The sequence below is a fragment of the Caballeronia pedi genome (genome assembly GCF_001544915.2).
GTDB lineage: Bacteria > Pseudomonadota > Gammaproteobacteria > Burkholderiales > Burkholderiaceae > Caballeronia > Caballeronia pedi.
Genome location: NZ_FCOE02000004.1, coordinates 136,858 through 153,576 on the forward strand (window position 1 = coordinate 136,858; position 16,719 = coordinate 153,576).

The 16,719-nt window shown below is 60.8% G+C and carries 16 protein-coding genes; all 16 read right to left on the bottom strand.

Annotated elements, in window-relative coordinates; all coding sequences use genetic code 11:
* Positions 1 to 7 precede the first annotated feature (7 nt).
* The 16 genes from atpD to AWB80_RS07830 all read right to left on the bottom strand — a co-directional run bounded on the left by atpD (position 8) and on the right by AWB80_RS07830 (position 16,644).
* Positions 8 to 1,402, bottom strand: a complete 1,395-nt coding sequence (gene atpD, locus AWB80_RS07755; protein WP_061174069.1) for a F0F1 ATP synthase subunit beta — start codon at positions 1,400 to 1,402, stop codon at positions 8 to 10.
* 44 nt (positions 1,403 to 1,446) lie between these two features.
* The gene (gene atpG, locus AWB80_RS07760; RefSeq protein ID WP_061174070.1) at positions 1,447 to 2,337 is read right to left on the bottom strand and encodes a F0F1 ATP synthase subunit gamma; all 891 of its coding nucleotides are present in this window, start codon (positions 2,335 to 2,337) and stop codon (positions 1,447 to 1,449) included.
* Between the two features lie 62 nt (positions 2,338 to 2,399).
* Positions 2,400 to 3,941, bottom strand: a complete 1,542-nt coding sequence (atpA, locus tag AWB80_RS07765; protein ID WP_061174071.1) for a F0F1 ATP synthase subunit alpha — start codon at positions 3,939 to 3,941, stop codon at positions 2,400 to 2,402.
* A gap of 58 nt (positions 3,942 to 3,999) precedes the next feature.
* The gene (locus AWB80_RS07770; protein ID WP_061174072.1) at positions 4,000 to 4,542 is read right to left on the bottom strand and encodes a F0F1 ATP synthase subunit delta; all 543 of its coding nucleotides are present in this window, start codon (positions 4,540 to 4,542) and stop codon (positions 4,000 to 4,002) included.
* 2 nt (positions 4,543 to 4,544) lie between these two features.
* The gene (locus tag AWB80_RS07775; protein ID WP_061174073.1) at positions 4,545 to 5,015 is read right to left on the bottom strand and encodes a F0F1 ATP synthase subunit B; all 471 of its coding nucleotides are present in this window, start codon (positions 5,013 to 5,015) and stop codon (positions 4,545 to 4,547) included.
* A 133-nt stretch (positions 5,016 to 5,148) separates the two neighbouring features.
* Positions 5,149 to 5,418, bottom strand: coding sequence for a F0F1 ATP synthase subunit C (gene atpE / locus AWB80_RS07780; protein ID WP_006050844.1), 270 nt, complete (start codon positions 5,416 to 5,418; stop codon positions 5,149 to 5,151).
* Between the two features lie 89 nt (positions 5,419 to 5,507).
* A complete protein-coding gene (atpB, locus tag AWB80_RS07785) occupies positions 5,508 to 6,359 on the bottom strand; it encodes a F0F1 ATP synthase subunit A (RefSeq protein WP_061174074.1) in 852 nt (283 codons plus the stop codon).
* Between the two features lie 177 nt (positions 6,360 to 6,536).
* Positions 6,537 to 7,070 (bottom strand): ATP synthase subunit I, encoded by a 534-nt coding sequence (locus AWB80_RS07790; RefSeq protein WP_061174075.1) that lies wholly within the window; start codon positions 7,068 to 7,070, stop codon positions 6,537 to 6,539.
* A 222-nt stretch (positions 7,071 to 7,292) separates the two neighbouring features.
* Complete coding sequence (locus AWB80_RS07795; RefSeq protein ID WP_061174076.1) at positions 7,293 to 8,429, bottom strand: SLC13 family permease; 1,137 nt, start codon at positions 8,427 to 8,429, stop codon at positions 7,293 to 7,295.
* Between the two features lie 11 nt (positions 8,430 to 8,440).
* Positions 8,441 to 9,343: a ParB/RepB/Spo0J family partition protein gene (locus AWB80_RS07800; RefSeq protein ID WP_061174077.1), complete on the bottom strand. Its 903-nt coding sequence runs from the start codon at positions 9,341 to 9,343 to the stop codon at positions 8,441 to 8,443.
* 44 nt (positions 9,344 to 9,387) lie between these two features.
* A complete protein-coding gene (locus tag AWB80_RS07805) occupies positions 9,388 to 10,170 on the bottom strand; it encodes a ParA family protein (RefSeq protein ID WP_061174078.1) in 783 nt (260 codons plus the stop codon).
* 77 nt (positions 10,171 to 10,247) lie between these two features.
* Positions 10,248 to 10,913, bottom strand: coding sequence for a 16S rRNA (guanine(527)-N(7))-methyltransferase RsmG (gene rsmG / locus AWB80_RS07810; RefSeq protein WP_061174079.1), 666 nt, complete (start codon positions 10,911 to 10,913; stop codon positions 10,248 to 10,250).
* Entirely contained in the window at positions 10,910 to 12,874 is a 1,965-nt protein-coding gene (gene mnmG / locus AWB80_RS07815) for a tRNA uridine-5-carboxymethylaminomethyl(34) synthesis enzyme MnmG (protein WP_061174080.1), read from the bottom strand. The genes rsmG and mnmG overlap by 4 nt, the downstream gene beginning before the upstream one ends.
* 158 nt (positions 12,875 to 13,032) lie before the next feature.
* A complete protein-coding gene (locus AWB80_RS07820) occupies positions 13,033 to 13,800 on the bottom strand; it encodes an ABC transporter ATP-binding protein (RefSeq protein WP_061174081.1) in 768 nt (255 codons plus the stop codon).
* Positions 13,800 to 15,584, bottom strand: a complete 1,785-nt coding sequence (locus AWB80_RS07825; protein ID WP_061174082.1) for a branched-chain amino acid ABC transporter ATP-binding protein/permease — start codon at positions 15,582 to 15,584, stop codon at positions 13,800 to 13,802. The genes AWB80_RS07820 and AWB80_RS07825 overlap by 1 nt, the downstream gene beginning before the upstream one ends.
* A 4-nt stretch (positions 15,585 to 15,588) precedes the next feature.
* Positions 15,589 to 16,644: a branched-chain amino acid ABC transporter permease gene (locus AWB80_RS07830; protein WP_061174083.1), complete on the bottom strand. Its 1,056-nt coding sequence runs from the start codon at positions 16,642 to 16,644 to the stop codon at positions 15,589 to 15,591.
* Between the last annotated feature and the right edge of the window lie 75 nt (positions 16,645 to 16,719).

The window sequence follows — 16,719 nt, forward strand, 5'->3', positions numbered from 1 at the left end:
CCGACCTTTACTGGATCTTCTTGGCCTTTTCGAAGGCTTCGTCGATCGTGCCGACCATGTAGAACGCCTGCTCCGGCAGATGATCGCACTCACCGTCGACGATCATCTTGAAGCCGCGGATGGTTTCCTTCAGCGGCACGTACTTGCCCGGCGAACCCGTGAACACTTCCGCGACGTGGAACGGCTGCGACAGGAAACGCTGGATCTTGCGCGCGCGCGAGACCGACAGCTTGTCTTCCGGCGACAGTTCGTCCATGCCCAGAATCGCGATAATGTCGCGCAGTTCCTTGTAGCGCTGCAGCGTTTGCTGCACGCCACGCGTGATCGAGTAGTGTTCTTCACCGATCACATGCGGGTCGATCTGACGCGAGGTCGAGTCGAGCGGGTCCACTGCCGGATAGATACCGAGCGAAGCGATGTCACGCGACAACACGACGGTTGCGTCCAAGTGGCCGAAGGTCGTAGCCGGCGACGGGTCGGTCAAGTCATCGGCAGGAACGTACACGGCCTGAACCGACGTGATCGAGCCGGTCTTGGTCGACGTGATGCGCTCTTGCAGCTTGCCCATTTCTTCAGCCAGCGTCGGCTGATAGCCCACTGCCGAAGGCATACGGCCGAGCAGAGCGGACACTTCCGTACCCGCCAGCGTGAAACGGTAGATGTTGTCGACGAAGAAGAGAACGTCGAGGCCTTCGTCACGGAAGTGCTCGGCCATCGTCAGACCGGTCAGCGCGACGCGCAGACGGTTGCCCGGCGGCTCGTTCATCTGGCCGTACACCAGCGCCACTTTGTCCAGAACGTTCGAGTCCTTCATTTCGTGATAGAAGTCGTTCCCTTCACGGGTACGCTCGCCAACACCCGCGAACACGGAATAACCGCCGTGTTCCTTCGCGATGTTGTTGATGAGTTCCATCATGTTCACGGTCTTGCCCACGCCCGCACCGCCGAACAGACCGACCTTGCCGCCCTTTGCGAACGGGCAGATCAGATCGATAACCTTGATGCCGGTTTCGAGCAGTTCCGTCGACGGCGACAGCTCGTCGAACTTCGGCGCTTGCTGGTGAATCGAGCGCGTCGTTTCCGAGCTGATCGGACCGGCTTCGTCGATCGGACGGCCGAGCACGTCCATGATGCGGCCCAGAGTCGGCTTGCCGACCGGCACGCTGATGGGCTTGCCCGTGTTCTTGACCACCGTGCCGCGGCGCAGACCGTCGGATGCACCCAGACAGATGGTGCGCACCACGCCGTCGCCCAGCTGCTGCTGGACTTCGAGCGTCAGTTCGGTGCCTTCCAGAATGAGCGCGTCGTAGATCTTCGGCATTTGCGCACGCGGGAATTCCACGTCGATAACGGCGCCGATGCACTGTACGATCTTGCCTTCTACCAAAGCAGTAGTACTCATCGCATTTCCTTTAGATACTATGTTCTTTCACGCGGTCAGCAAAATCAGACCGCTGCGGCGCCGCCGACGATTTCCGACAGTTCTTTCGTAATCGCGGCCTGGCGGCTCTTGTTGTAGACGAGCTGCAGTTCGTTGATCACGGTCTTCGCATTGTCCGAGGCGGCCTTCATCGCGACCATCCGCGCCGATTGCTCCGACGCCATGTTTTCCGCGACTGCCTGATAGACGAGCGCTTCGACGTAGCGCACGAGCAGCTCGTCCACCACGGTTTGCGCGTCCGGCTCGTAGATGTAATCCCACGAGGTCTTCGGCGTCTCGCCTTCTTGCTTGTCCGCTTCCTTGTGCAGGTCTTCCGCCGACAACGGCAGCAGCTGCTCGATCACCGCTTCCTGCTTCATCGTGTTGATGAAGCGCGTGTACGCCAGGTACACCGCGTTGATCTTGCCTTCCGAGTACAAGTCGAGCTGCACCTTGATCGCGCCGATCAGCTTTTCCAGATGCGGCGTGTCGCCCAGTTGCACGACTTGCGACACGACCTTGGCCTTCAGCCGGTTCAGGAAGCCGAGACCTTTGCCGCCGATCGCGGACGCTTCGATCTGCACACCGCTCTGGTCGAGTTCCCTGATCTTGCTCAGCGACGCACGCAGCACGTTCGTGTTCATGCCGCCGCACAGACCCTTGTCGGTCGTGACGAGGATCAGGCCGGCCGTCTTCACGCCCTTGTTCTCGACCATGAACGGGTGGCGATACTCAGGGTTCGCCTTGCTCATGTGCGATGCGATTGCGCGGACCTTGTCGGCATACGGACGGGCGGAACGCATGCGTTCCTGGGCGCGACGCATCTTCGATGCGGCGACCATTTCCATCGCTTTGGTGATCTTGCGCGTGTTCTGCACGCTCTTGATCTTGCCGCGAATTTCCTTCATTCCAGCCATTGCTTACTCCTTGATCGAAGCCGCGCGAAGCGTATGCCCCGCGCGATGCCTCAATATCCCGATCAATAAGCGCCCGACTTCTTGAAGTCCTTCAGCGCGGCATGCAGTGCGCCTTCGTCGTCCTTCGACAAGTCTTTATTGTCTTCGATGCGCTTAATCAGATCGCCGTGGCTGGTCTTCAGGAATTCGCGCAGGCCCTTTTCGAAAGGCAGAACTTGCGAGACTTCGAGATCGTCCAGGTAGCCGTTGTTGGCTGCGAACAGCGCAACCGACAGTTCCCACACTTGCAGCGGTTGATACTGCGGCTGCTTCAGCAGTTCCGTCACGCGGCGCCCGCGTTCGAGCTGCTTGCGGGTGGCTTCGTCCAGATCCGATGCGAACTGCGCGAACGCAGCCAGCTCGCGATACTGCGCGAGGTCGGTACGGATACCGCCCGACAGCTTCTTCACGACCTTGGTCTGAGCCGCACCACCGACGCGCGACACCGACACGCCCGCGTTGATCGCGGGACGGATACCGGCGTTGAACAGGTCGGTTTCCAGGAAGATCTGGCCGTCGGTAATCGAGATCACGTTCGTCGGAACGAACGCGGTCACGTCGCCGGCTTGCGTTTCGATGACGGGCAGTGCCGTCAGCGAGCCGCTCTTGCCCTTCACTTCACCGTTGGTGAACTTCTCGACGTAATCTTCCGAGACGCGAGCCGCACGCTCGAGCAGACGCGAGTGCAGATAGAACACGTCACCCGGATACGCTTCACGGCCCGGCGGACGGCGCAGCAGCAGCGAAATCTGGCGATACGCCCACGCTTGCTTGGTCAAATCGTCATAAACGATCAGCGCGTCTTGCCCGCGATCGCGGAAGTATTCGCCCATCGTGCAGCCGGCGTACGGTGCGAGGTATTGCATCGCGGCCGATTCCGAAGCCGAAGCCGCCACGACGATGGTGTAAGCCATCGCGCCGGTTTCTTCGAGCTTGCGCACCACGTTCATGATCGACGAAGCCTTCTGGCCGATTGCGACGTAGATACAGAAAAGGTCTTTGCCCTTCTGGTTGATGATCGCGTCGACGGCCACCGCGGTCTTGCCGCACTGACGGTCGCCGATGATCAGTTCGCGCTGGCCACGGCCGATCGGCACCATCGAGTCGATCGACTTCAGACCCGTTTGCACCGGCTGCGACACCGACTTACGCCAGATCACGCCCGGCGCGATCTTTTCGATGGCGTCCGTCGCCTTCGCGTTGATCGGGCCCTTGCCGTCGATCGGGTTGCCGAGCGCATCGACCACGCGGCCGATGAGTTCCGGACCAACCGGCACTTCGAGAATGCGGCCCGTCGTCTTGACGATGTCGCCTTCCGAGATGTGCTCGTACTGACCGAGAATAACGGCGCCGACCGAGTCACGTTCGAGGTTCAGCGCGAGGCCGAAGGTGTTGCCCGGGAATTCGAGCATTTCGCCCTGCATCACGTCCGACAGGCCGTGGATACGCACGATACCGTCGGTCACGGAGATCACGGTGCCCTGGTTGCGAACGTCCGCGCTCGCTTCAAGGCCCTGGATCCGGCTCTTGATCAGCTCGCTGATCTCAGAGGGATTGAGTTGCATTATTCGCTCCTGATAGTCAATTCTGTTGCGTGCCAGCTAAGGCGCTTCTTTGGAAGCGTCAGGCGGTCAGAGCCGTCTGCATGCTGGCGAGGCGCGCGCGGACCGAGGTATCGAGCACTTCGTCGCCAACCGTCACGCGAACGCCGCCGATCAGCGACTGATCGATTTCGACGATCGGTTTCAGCTTGCGCTGGAACTTGCGTTCGAGGCTTGCAACGAGGTCGTTCAACTGTTCGCCTTCGAGGGGGAACGCGCTCACGATGTGAGCATCGGCAGCACCTTCACGGGCGTTCTTCAGCTCGTCGAACTGGACGGCGATTTCCGGCAGCAGCGGCAGGCGATGGTTCTCCACCAGCATGCCGACGAAATTCTTCGCCTGAGGCTGGCTCTGCGCGAGCGGCGACTTCACTGCGGCGAGCAGCAGGTCGACGATTTGCTGACGGTTCACCTTCGGGTTCGAAGCGACCGATTCCACTTCGGGCAGACGCGCAACCTGTGCCAGCTCCTCGACGAAGGTGGACCAGCCCGCGAGATCGCCGCTTTCGGCTACGCGGAACAGCGCTTCTGCGTAAGGACGAGCGATGGTTGCAAGTTCGGCCATGATCAGAGCTCGGCTTTGAGTTGATTCAGCAGATCGGCGTGAGCCTTCTGATCGACTTCGCGTTTCAGAATCTGCTCGGCGCCTTTGACAGCCAGTGCCGCGACTTCAGCGCGCAGCGTCTCGCGCGCCTTCACGACCTGCTGGTCGGCGTCCGCCTTGGCTTGCGCGACGATGCGCGCGGCTTCGGCCTGGGCGTTTGCCTTGATTTCTTCCGCGACTGAGGCTGCGCGCTTTTCAGCGTCGGCGATGCGTTGCTGGCCGTCGTTGCGCGCTTGCGCGAGTTCCTGGTCGACGCGCTTGTGCGCGGCTTCGAGTTCCGCTTTGCCCTTGTCGGCGGCGGCGAGGCCGTCGGCAATCTTTTTCGAGCGCTCGTCGAGGGCGTTGATCAACGGCGGCCACACGAACTTCATCGTGAACCACGCGAGGATCAGAAACACGACCATTTGCGCAAACAGGGTTGCGTTGAGATTCACGGTGTTTCCTTAAACGTTGCTTGATCGGAGGTGAAACGGTTAAAAGGCGCTCATCGGCTTGTTGAGCTCGATCAGCGCCTCATCCGTTCCGTTCAGGCGTCTTTAAAAGTCAGACGCACAGTTCCGAGGAACCTCAGCCTGCGAGCTTCGCGAGCAGCGGGTTCGCGAACGCAAACAGCATTGCCACACCAACGCCGATCAGGAACGCCGCGTCGATCAGACCAGCCAGCAGGAACATCTTGGTCTGCAGCGGGTTCATCAGTTCCGGCTGGCGGGCACATGCTTCGATGTACTTGCCGCCCATCAGACCGATACCGATACAGGCGCCGATTGCACCCAGGCCGATGATGATGCCGATACCGATGGCGGTCAGACCCTGGATGTTGGCGATGAAAGCTTGCATGATCACTCCTTTGATTTAAAGACTTTGGAACTGGATTTATAAAAAACGAAAACCTGAAACTGAACGATTCCGGAACGTGCCGTCACGCGTCAGTGCGAATCATGCGCCTGGCCGATGTACACCAGCGTCAGCATCATGAAAATGAACGCCTGCAACAACACGATCAGAATGTGGAAGATCGCCCAGACCGTGCCCGCGACCACATGGCCGATGAAACCGAGCACGGAAGCGTCCGCACCGAACGTCCACATGCTGCCCAGAAGGGCGATCAGCAGGAACAGCAGTTCGCCGGCGTACATGTTGCCGAACAGCCGCATGCCGAGCGAAACCGTCTTGGCGACGAACTCGATGATGTTCAGCGCGAGGTTCGGAATCCACAGCAGCGGATGCGCGCCGAACGGAGCGGACAGGAGTTCATGCACGAAGCCACCTGCGCCCTTGATCTTGAAGTTGTAGTAGATCATCAGCACGAACACGCCGAGCGCGATGCCGATGGTGCCGTTCAGATCGGCCGTCGGCACGATGCGATGGTGGGGCAGAACGTGTTCGAGACCCAGCCAGCCGATCACGCGGCCCGGCAAATCAACGGGGATGAAGTCGAGCGAATTCATCAGCGCGACCCAGACGAACACGGTCAGTGCGAGCGGAGCGATGAAGCGGCGGCTGCCGTGGATCATCGACTTCGACTGGTCTTCGACCATTTCGACCAGCATCTCGATGGCGCACTGGAAACGGCCGGGAACACCGGACGTCGCCTTGCGCGCCGCAAGACCGAGAATGAGAATGGTCACGAGACCGCACACGATCGACCAGAACAGCGTGTCGAGATTCCAGACGTGGATATCGAAAATCGACGCCTGTGTGTGCGTGGAAAGATTCTGCAAGTGGTGCGCAATGTACTCGGACGGATCCAGAGCGTGCGTTCCTTCGCTAGCTGCCATATCGTTAAAGCCACCCAAATTGTCAAAAATCTTTCGCCGCCTGTCGGTGCCGAGCCGCCGCATCGCGTCGCGGCTCCAGCCCGAGAGGCCCGAGTGCGGAACATGATCCGCACCTGTACATAACTGATGCTACTTGCTACCCGTGCTGCAGGCACTTACCTGGGACGTCAAGAATCGTCACCGAAGCGCCATTGCAACCCAGTAAGTCTTCAGGGCGACGATGTACGTAACGAGCAAGGGCAGCCACAACGCGCTCTTGTACCAGTACGCGACCGCCACGAACATGGCGATCGTCGCTCCCATCTTGAGCGCCTCGCCGATCATCCAGCTCATGACCGTCTCCGCGCCGCTTTTCGCTTTCAGGCGCGAGGCGAACAAGGCGCTCGGCACCCAGCAGATTGCTCCCCCCAGAAATGCGGACAGCGCAGCATCGCCCGGCGGCTTGTAGAACAGCCACCACAACAGCGTCGCACCCAGGGACAAAACCATTTGCGCCGCCACGACTCTAAAAGGCGTGACACGCGATGGACGACTCACCTCGGGGCCAAACAGCTTCTCTGCCTGATCCCGCGTGAGCGGAACGATATTGTTTTCTTGCGCTTCGGCATCCCACGAGTCGTTCGACGAACTGCGCGGCTGATTTCCGGAGGCGTTCGCCTCGCCGGTTGCGTGAGCGTCCGGCGCTCGATTTTCCTCTCGCACCGTCTTCAAACCTTCAACCAAAAGTCCGGGAAATCACCTTGCGCTTTCGCAGCGCTTTCGAGGTGGCCTAGCTGATAAATCCGGGCGATTGTAAGCGATTGTTGTCGGGGATTCAATAGTTTAGGTGTGTCAAAAGCCAAGCGGACAAACCTTAAAAAACGGTCTCAAAAGTGAGACTTTCCTTGCAATTGCAAGGAGATTATCAGTCGATGGAAGAGCTTCCGATCAGCATCAAACGAGCGCCCAACCGATGCACATCGCCACGATCCAGAACGGTATCGACACGATGTGAAACGGCATCCACATGCCCTTTTCGCCCGACAGTCTGACCGCGATCAGATTGGCCAGCGAACCGATCGCCACGCCGAAACCGCCGACGCTCACGCCGAAAGCGAGCGCGCGCCAATCCTTGGAGAACTCCGCGAGAACGATGGCCGCGGGCACGTTGCTGATCGCTTGTGAAAGCACGGCGCCGGCCGCGTACGCGCGCACCGGCGTGCCGATGCCGAGATGCGCGATCGCCGCGTGAATCGACGGCAACGCGGCCGCGCTGCGCAGCACGATGAACATCAACACGAAGATGAGCAACAGCAGCCAGTCGATCCGGAACACGACTTCGCGACGCCACAGCAGAAAGACGATCGCGAGCACGGCGAGCGCGGGGCCGGCGTGATGCGCATCGGCGAGGGCGACAAACGCGGAGAACGCAAGCACGCTGACGCCGCACAGCACGCGATCGACGCGATGTTCTTCGACATCGCCCGATAGATCGAGCGGTTCGGCACGGAACATCGCGAACGTGACGACGCCGAGCAGCGCCATCAGCGCGGCGCACAGCGGCAACAGCGCCCACACAAACGCCGGGAAGCCGACGCCGCTCGTCTGCCATAGAAAGAGGTTCTGCGGGTTGCCGAGCGGCGTGAGGACCGATCCCGCATTGACTGCCAGCGCGATCACGATGACGAGCCGCTTGATCGGCAGCGGCGCGAGCTTGTGCAGCGACAACGCGAGCGGCACGACTGCGAAGAGCGCGACGTCGTTGGTCAGCACGGTCGACAGGCCCGCTGCGAGCGCGACGAGCAAGAGCGCAAGAGTTCGCTCACCGTGAATGTGATGCACGAGCCGATGCGCGGCCCACATCAGGAATCCTGACAATTCGATCGCTTTGGTCAGGATCAGGAGACCGGCGAGCGTGAGCACCGTCTGCCAGTCGACGAGGCCGGGCAGCGACATCATCGGCCGCGGATGCGCGATCTGCAGCGCGATCAGCGCGACGACGAGAATCGACAGAACCGGCTCTTTGGAGACGGCTCGCCAAATACGCGTGAAGAGATCGGACCGCGGGCGATCTGCGTTGAATTCGGACAAGTGGCGCGAATTCAGGCTGCGGGCGTGGTCGTCTCGATGCTGCCGCGCAGCTTCGTCAGAATGCCTTCGAGCGAGTCGAGATTGCCGAAGTCGATCGTGACCTTGCCGCGCCCTCTTCCGCCGAGCTTGATCTTCACGTTCGCGGACAGCAGATCCGACAGCTCTTCTTCCAGCCGACGCGTATCACGTCCGCCATCGTTCGCGGCGCGCGCTTTTGTCGCAGGCGCCTCTTTTGTTGTTGCTGCGACGAGACGTTCGGTTTCACGCACCGACAGGCGACGGTTCACGACGTGATTGGCAAGCTGGATCTGCGTAGCGGCGTCGACCGCGAGCAGCGCGCGCGCGTGGCCCATGTCGAGGTCGCCGGCGAGCAGCATCGTCTGCACGGGCGTTGCAAGGTTCAGCAGGCGCAGCAGATTCGACACCGCACTGCGCGAGCGTCCGACCGACTCGGCGGCCTGTTCATGCGTGAAGCGGAATTCATCGAGCAGACGCTGGATGCCCTGCGCCTCTTCCAGCGGGTTCAGGTCCTCACGCTGGATGTTCTCGATCAGCGCCATCGCCGCAGCAGCCTGATCTGGCACGTTTTTTACCAGAACCGGAACTTCGTCAAGACCGGCCATGCGCGCGGCGCGGAAACGTCGCTCGCCCGCGATGATTTCGTAGTGATCGTCACCGACCGAGCGCACGAGAATGGGCTGCATCAGGCCTTGTGCACGTATGCTCGCGGCGAGCTCCTGGAGCGCGCCTTCGTCCATGCGTGTACGCGGCTGATATTTGCCGGCCTGCAGCTTGTCGAGCGGCAGCACCGTGGGCGTGCCTTCGCCGCGCACGGCTTCCGTGATGTCGACGCTGCCGCCGAGCAATGCATCCAGGCCACGGCCCAACCCCTTCTTCTTCATCACAGCGCTCATTTCGGTTCCTCCGTCGGCGTTCTCTGCCGCATCGAATGGGTTTCTTAGTTGACGACGTCGAGCGCGCGTACGCGCTCGATCATTTCCGTGCCGAACTGGATATACGCCTGCGCGCCGCGCGACGACTTGTCGAACACGACGCCCGGCAGCCCGTAGCTCGGCGCTTCGGCGAGGCGCACATTTCGCGGGATCACAACGTCGAACAACTTGCTGCCAAAGTGTTCCTTCAATTGATCCGACACTTGCTGCTGCAACGTAATTCGGGGATCGAACATCACGCGCAGAAGGCCGATGACCTTGAGATCGCGATTCAGATTCGCGTGGACCTGCTTGATGGTATTGACGAGATCGGACAGCCCTTCCAGCGCGAAGTATTCGCACTGCATCGGAATCACGACGCCGTGTGCGGCGCAGAGCGCGTTGAGCGTCAGCAAGGAAAGCGCCGGAGGGCAATCGATCAGCACAAAATCATAGTCATCGACTACTTCGGCAATCGCGGCGCGCAGAATGCGTTCGCGATTTTCCATATCCACGAGTTCGACTTCGGCGCCTGCCAGTTCGCGATTGGCCGGCAGCACGTCGTAATTGACGGCGGGTGGCCGCACGCGCGCCTCCCGAAGCGTGATGCCATCGACCAGCACTTCGTAGACGGTGTTCTCGCAGGCCGCCTTGTCGATGCCGCTGCCCATCGTGGCGTTGCCCTGCGGATCGAGGTCGATCAGCAGCACGCGCTGATCGAGCCCTGCGAGGCTTGCCGCGAGATTGACCGCTGTCGTGGTCTTTCCAACGCCGCCCTTCTGATTTGCGACGCAGAAGATTTTTGCCATCGTTTAGTGTCCTCGTTTCTTCGCTGTCAGAAGATCAGCGTGGCTGGAATGCCGAATGGAAACCGCACGGCGGACCGTTATTCTGGATCGACGGCAATCTCGACCAGATGCCGCTCCGCATCGAGCATCGGAACGATCAGGCGCTCGATACCGAGCACCTTGGCCCCTGCCGGGAGACGCGTGGCTTCGGCATCGGGCCTCACGCCCTTCATTGCCAGAATCCGTCCATCATCGGCAACCAGATGACGCGAAAGTGTAACGAAATCGGAGAGCTCTGCGAATGCGCGCGACACGATTACGTCAAATTTTTCTTGCACTTCGACGCCCGGACGTAAACTTTCGACGCGCCCCGTCACAACCGACAGATTGCTCAGACCTAACTGCACCTTCACTTGCGACTGAAATGCAGTTTTCTTGTGAACGATATCGTTCAACGTGACACGCAGTTCCGGCAGTGCGATCGCCAGCACGACGCCGGGTAAGCCGCCGCCCGAACCAACGTCCAACGCTGCTGCAGGTTTACGCGCCGATACAGCCGGCACGATGGCAAGCGAGTCCAGGATGTGCTGGATCATCATCTGCTGCGGATCGCGGATCGCTGTCAGGTTATAAACGGCGTTCCACTTGCCGAGCAGCGCGACATAATCGAGCAGCGACTGTTTTTGCGACGACGACAGCGCAAGGCCGAGCTCGGCGACGCCCTTCTCGAGCGTCGTCGCCAAGATTGGATTGCGTTCGGTCATTGAACCGCCGTCGGGTTAGCGGATGCGGCATCGTCGCCGGCCGAATTGCGGCCACGACGACCCGCGCCGCGCTTCAGATGAACCATCAGGAGCGATATCGCGGCGGGAGTGATGCCTGAGATGCGCGATGCTTGCCCGATCGTCTCTGGGCGGTGTTGCAGCAACTTCTGGCGCGCCTCGAAGGACAAGCCACGGACCTCGTTATAGTCGAGACTCTCGGGCAAGCGCGTATTCTCCTGCGCGCCGTTGCGGACGATCTCGTCGGCCTGCCGATCGATATAACCCTGATACTTCACGCCGATTTCGATCTGTTCCTTGATCTGCGCCGCGAGTACCGGGTCTTCGGCGAGCGTCGCTTCGGGACCACATGTGCCGTCGCGCAGCGCGCAAACGCCGTCATAGGAAACGCCAGGACGACGCAGAAGATCTGCCAAGCTGTATTCGTGATCGATTGGCTTGCCCAACAGAGCCGTAGCCTCGTCCGCCGGCAGAGTCTTCGGATTGACCCACGTCGAGCGGAGGCGTTGTGTTTCACGTGAAACAGCGTCGCGTTTGCGGCTGAATGCGTCCCAACGGACGTCGTCGATTACACCCAACTCGCGTCCGACCTCGGTCAGGCGCATATCCGCGTTGTCTTCGCGCAGCGAGAGACGATATTCTGCACGGCTCGTGAACATCCGATACGGCTCAGAGACGCCACGCGTGACGAGATCGTCCACGAGAACGCCCAGATAAGCCTGATCGCGACGCGGCGACCACGCCTCTTTCTCTTGCACTTGCAGCCCCGCATTGATGCCCGCGAGCAAGCCCTGCGCTGCAGCTTCTTCGTAGCCTGTCGTACCATTGATCTGTCCGGCGAAGAACAAACCGCCGATTGCTTTCGTTTCCAACGATGCCTTCAGCGCGCGCGGATCGAAATAATCGTATTCGATCGCGTAACCCGGCCGCAGGATGTGCGCGTGCTCCAGACCGCGCATCGACCGGACGAGATTGAGCTGGACATCGAACGGCAGGCTGGTCGAAATGCCATTCGGATAGAACTCGTTCGTCGTCAGCCCTTCCGGCTCCAGGAAGATCTGGTGCGCGTCTTTCGAAGCAAAACGATGAATCTTGTCCTCGATCGACGGGCAGTAGCGCGGTCCAACGCCCTCGATGACGCCCGCATACATGGGCGAGCGGTCCAACCCGGAGCGGATGATGTCGTGCGTCTGCGCGTTCGTATGCGTGACCCAGCACGGCACCTGCTGCGGATGCTGCTCCACTCGTCCGAGGAACGAAAACACTGGAATCGGATCGAGATCGCCGGGTTGCTCTTCCAGCTTCGAGAAATCGATCGTGCGCCCGTCGATACGAGGCGGCGTGCCGGTCTTGAGCCGGCCTTGCGGAAGCTTCAGCTCCTTCAAACGCGCCGACAGTGAAACCGCTGCCGGATCGCCCGCACGACCACCGACGTAATTATTCAACCCGACGTGAATCTTTCCATCGAGGAACGTGCCCGCTGTCAGCACCACCGCACGGGAACGAAAACGCAGACCAACTTGCGTCACTGCGCCGACCACGCGATCACCTTCGACCATCAAATCGTCGACGGCTTGCTGAAAAAGCCACAAATTCGGCTGATTTTCGAGCCGATGACGGATCGCCTGCTTGTAGAGGAGACGATCCGCCTGCGCGCGCGTCGCCCGCACCGCCGGCCCCTTCGAAGAGTTGAGAATGCGAAACTGGATACCCGACTCGTCCGTCGCCGCGGCCATGGCGCCGCCGAGCGCGTCGACTTCCTTGACGAGATGGCCTTTGCCAATCCCGCCGATCGACGGATTGCAGCTCATCTGGCCCAGCGTCTCGATGTTATGGGTCAAAAGTAGCGTCTTGCAGCCCATGCGCGCGGAGGCGAGTGCCGCCTCAGTGCCTGCGTGACCGCCGCCAACGACGATCACATCAAATTCTGTGGGATAAAGCATTGGAGATCTCGTGTACGAACGACACGAACCTGAAGAGGGAATAGCTTTGAATTATAACGGTTTCCTTCCTGCCTCGAATTCGATCGACCGTCCATGGACGAAAAAAATGGCGTGTTTCACGTGAAACACGCCATCGACGGGCACTGCACGTGTCGCGTTTAAGCCACCTTTTTCGTCAGACCAAGATACGTCTCGATGACTTGCGGATCATGCTGGAGAACGTCGGCTTTTCCTTCGAGAGCGAATTCACCCGTCTCAAGCACATAGCCATAATCAGAGATTTGCAACGCGGCCCGTGCGTTCTGCTCGATTAACAGCGTTGCCACGCCAGTCTGACGCAGTGCGCTAATGATGTGAAAGATCTCCTTCACAATCAACGGTGCGAGGCCAAGGCTCGGCTCATCCAGCATGAGCAACTGCGGTTTTCCCATCAAGGCGCGCCCAACGGCGAGCATCTGCCGCTCCCCGCCCGACAGCGTTCCTGCTGCCTGTTTGCGCCGCTCCTTCAGACGAGGAAACAGTTCGAAGACGTGCTCGAGTTGGTCGAGGTAGTTTCGCTCCCCCGCCCGCTTGCGCCGATACGCCCCTAGCACGAGATTGTCTTCCACCGCCATAGTCGCGAACAATTCGCGTTTTTCGGGTACGAGGCACATCCCACGAGAAACGCGACGCTCGATCGGCAGCACCGACACCTCTTCGCCGAGATATCGCACGCTGCCCTTCGAATGACCCGTTTGCGGCAACGCGCCCATGATTGCGTTGAGCAACGTCGACTTGCCAGCGCCATTCGGCCCGATCACGGAAACGATCTGCCCCGCGCCGACCGTGAGCTTCCCATCGTGCAGCGCTTCTACCTTGCCATAGCGCACGGACAAGCCATCCACCTGCAGAATTGCGTTTTCCACTGCATTCGATTCCTTCGCCATCACTCCACCCCGCCCAGATACGCTTCGAGCACCGCCGGATCCTTCTGCACGTCCTTCGGCAAACCTTCCGCGATCTTCGTCCCGAACTCCATCACTACGAGTCGATCCGTGAGATTCATCACGAAGTCCATGTCGTGTTCGACAAGAAGAATGCTCATGCCTTCGGCGCGCAGTTTTCGCAGCAACTCGGCGAGTTGCTGCTTTTCCTGATAACGCAAACCCGCAGCCGGTTCGTCGAGCAGCAACAGCGTCGGGTCGCAGCACAGCGCCCGCGCGATTTCGAGAATCCGCTGCTGACCTAGCGCGAGACTGCCGGCTTCACTGTAAATATGTTTCTCCAGCCCGACGCGTGCGATCTGCTTCGCGGCCTCTGCCATCAACCGCGCCTCTTCCGCCGCGTTCAGACGCACGACGCTGCGCCACACGCCCGTTTTGCCACGTAAGTGCGCGCCGATTGCGACGTTCTCCAGCACGGTCATCCCCGGCAGCATCTTGACGTGCTGGAACGTCCGTCCGATGCCACGCTTGACGATTTCACGTGAAGTGAGTTTCTCGATCCGCTCGCCATGGAAGCTGATCGCGCCGCTGGTCGCCTGAAGCACGCCTGTGACGAGATTGAAGGTCGTCGACTTGCCAGCGCCGTTCGGTCCGATCAATCCGATGATCTCGCCCGCCTTCACCTCGAAACTCACGTCGTTGACCGCGACGAGTCCGCCGAACTGCTTGCGCGCCTTCTCGACGACGAGCAAGCGCTCCCCCGTCACCGGTTTGCTGCGCTGCGGCAATGAATCGCCGTGATCGGGTACGTGAGCGCGCGGCCCGCGCGGAAACAGCCGCGCGACGAACGGCCAAACGCCCTGTCTTGCGTACTGCAGCAACAACACCATCACAACGCCGAAGACGATGATCTCAAAATTGCCGTTCGCACCGAGCAGTTTGGGTAGTAGCGTCTGAAGATAGTCCTGCAGAACGGTGAGGATCGTCGCACCGAGAATCGCACCCCAGACATGCGAGACGCCACCGACCACCGCCATGAACAGGAATTCGATGCCGTGATTCAGGCCGAACGGCGTCGGGTTCACGGCGCGCTGCAAATGCGCGTACAGAAAGCCCGAAACGGCCGCCAGAACCGCCGCGTAGATGAAAATGACCACGCGCATCCACGCGGTGTTGACGCCCATCGCTTCGGCCATCGTGCCGCCGCCGCGCAGCGCGCGAATCGCGCGACCGGGCCGGCTATTAAGCAGATTCTGAACAGAGATCACCGCGAGCAGCACGACGACCCAGATCAGGTAGTAGATGCTGCGGCCGGACTCCAGTTGCCAGCCGAACAGGTTGAGCACGGGAATGCCGTTGATGCCGTCATACTTGCCGAGCAACTCCATGTTGCCGAACAGATAGAACAGCGACAGCCCCCACGCAATCGTCCCGAGCGGCAGAAAATGCCCGGAGAGACGCATCGTGATGAGCCCGAGCAGCAGCGCGATGAACGCCGTCAGCACGACGCCCGCGATCAGCGCCAGCCACGGCGACACGCCATAGCGCGTCGTCAGGAAGGCCGTCGCATACGCGCCCACGCCGACGAACGCGGCCTGTCCGAAGCTCGTCATCCCGCCGATGCCCGTCAGCAGCACCAGTCCGATCGCGACGATCGAATACAGCCCGATGTAGTTCAGCAGCGTGATCCAGTACTCGGGCACGGCGACCGGCCCTGGCAGGATCGGCAGCGCGAAGACGACGAGCAGGAACACCCAGAAAAATCGATATCGATGCAGGAATTTCATCGGCTTACTCCTCGTCCTCGTCCGAATGCGGGCTCGCCAGGCTTCGCCACAGCAGGACCGGAATAATCAAAGTGAAGACGATCACCTCCTTGTACGCGCTCGCCCAGAACGACGAATACGATTCGAGCAGCCCCACGAGCAGCGAACCCGCCGCCGCCAGCGGGTAGCTCACCAGACCGCCCACGATGGCGCCCACGAAGCCCTTCAGACCGATCAGGAAGCCCGAGTCGTAGTAGATCGTGGTAATCGGCGCGACGAGCACGCCGCAGAGCGCGCCGAGGCCCGCCGCGAGCGTGAACGCGAGTCGCCCCGCCTGCGTCGTGCCGATGCCCACGAGACGCGCGCCGAGCCGGTTCACCGAGGTCGCTCGCAGCGCCTTGCCGGAAATCGAGCGGTCGAAATAGAAGTACAGCGCGACGATCAGCACGACGGCCGTCCCGACGACCCACAGGCTCTGCCCGGAGACCGACACGCTGCCGAGATTGAACGTGGCGTCGGAGAACGCGGTCGTGCGCGAGCCTTCCGCGCCGAACATAACGAGGCCGAGGCCGACCATCGCGAAGTGCACCGCCACTGCGACGATCAGCAGCAACAGCGTGCTCGCTTCCGCGATCGGCTCATACGCGAGCCGGTAGACGAACGGTCCCATCGGCACGACGATCAGGAGCGTCAGCGCGATCTGCGCGATCATCGGCAAAGGCTGCGCAAAGGCGGCTTGCGTGATGCCCCAGACCGCTACGGGAAACAGCACATACTTGCCCGCGAGTACGGCGAGCAAACGGCCTATCCGGTGATATCGCGCCGGATGCCTGACGATACCGCCTACTTCGGCGACGAAGCAGCCGATGCCCATCGCGATGAGCAAATAACAGGTCGCGGGCAGCTTCTGCGTCTGCAGCGCGGCCAGTGTGAGCGCGCCGTACGCGACGAACTCCCCCTGCGGAATGAAAATGACGCGTGTCACGGAGAAAACGAGCACCAGAGCGAGCGCGAGCAACGCGTAGATCGCACCCGTGGTGATCCCGTCCTGCGCGAGGATCGCCGCAATCGATAAGTCCATACTTCCTCTTCGGAGCTTCTTCCGAAACAGGCGGTTAAAGAACCGCAGCCGGAACATGTTCAAAGCGGCGCGCCG

Coding starts and splice junctions, on each gene's coding strand:
- rsmG (WP_061174079.1), bottom strand. CDS start 10,913: ATGACCGAACGCAATCCAATCTTGGCGACGACGCTCGAGAAGGGCGTC.
- atpE (WP_006050844.1), bottom strand. CDS start 5,418: ATGCAAGCTTTCATCGCCAACATCCAGGGTCTGACCGCCATCGGTATC.
- atpA (WP_061174071.1), bottom strand. CDS start 3,941: ATGCAACTCAATCCCTCTGAGATCAGCGAGCTGATCAAGAGCCGGATC.
- atpG (WP_061174070.1), bottom strand. CDS start 2,337: ATGGCTGGAATGAAGGAAATTCGCGGCAAGATCAAGAGCGTGCAGAAC.
- AWB80_RS07805 (WP_061174078.1), bottom strand. CDS start 10,170: ATGGCAAAAATCTTCTGCGTCGCAAATCAGAAGGGCGGCGTTGGAAAG.
- AWB80_RS07820 (WP_061174081.1), bottom strand. CDS start 13,800: ATGGCGAAGGAATCGAATGCAGTGGAAAACGCAATTCTGCAGGTGGAT.
- mnmG (WP_061174080.1), bottom strand. CDS start 12,874: ATGCTTTATCCCACAGAATTTGATGTGATCGTCGTTGGCGGCGGTCAC.
- AWB80_RS07830 (WP_061174083.1), bottom strand. CDS start 16,644: ATGGACTTATCGATTGCGGCGATCCTCGCGCAGGACGGGATCACCACG.
- AWB80_RS07825 (WP_061174082.1), bottom strand. CDS start 15,584: ATGAAATTCCTGCATCGATATCGATTTTTCTGGGTGTTCCTGCTCGTC.
- atpD (WP_061174069.1), bottom strand. CDS start 1,402: ATGAGTACTACTGCTTTGGTAGAAGGCAAGATCGTACAGTGCATCGGC.
- atpB (WP_061174074.1), bottom strand. CDS start 6,359: ATGGCAGCTAGCGAAGGAACGCACGCTCTGGATCCGTCCGAGTACATT.
- AWB80_RS07800 (WP_061174077.1), bottom strand. CDS start 9,343: ATGAGCGCTGTGATGAAGAAGAAGGGGTTGGGCCGTGGCCTGGATGCA.
- AWB80_RS07770 (WP_061174072.1), bottom strand. CDS start 4,542: ATGGCCGAACTTGCAACCATCGCTCGTCCTTACGCAGAAGCGCTGTTC.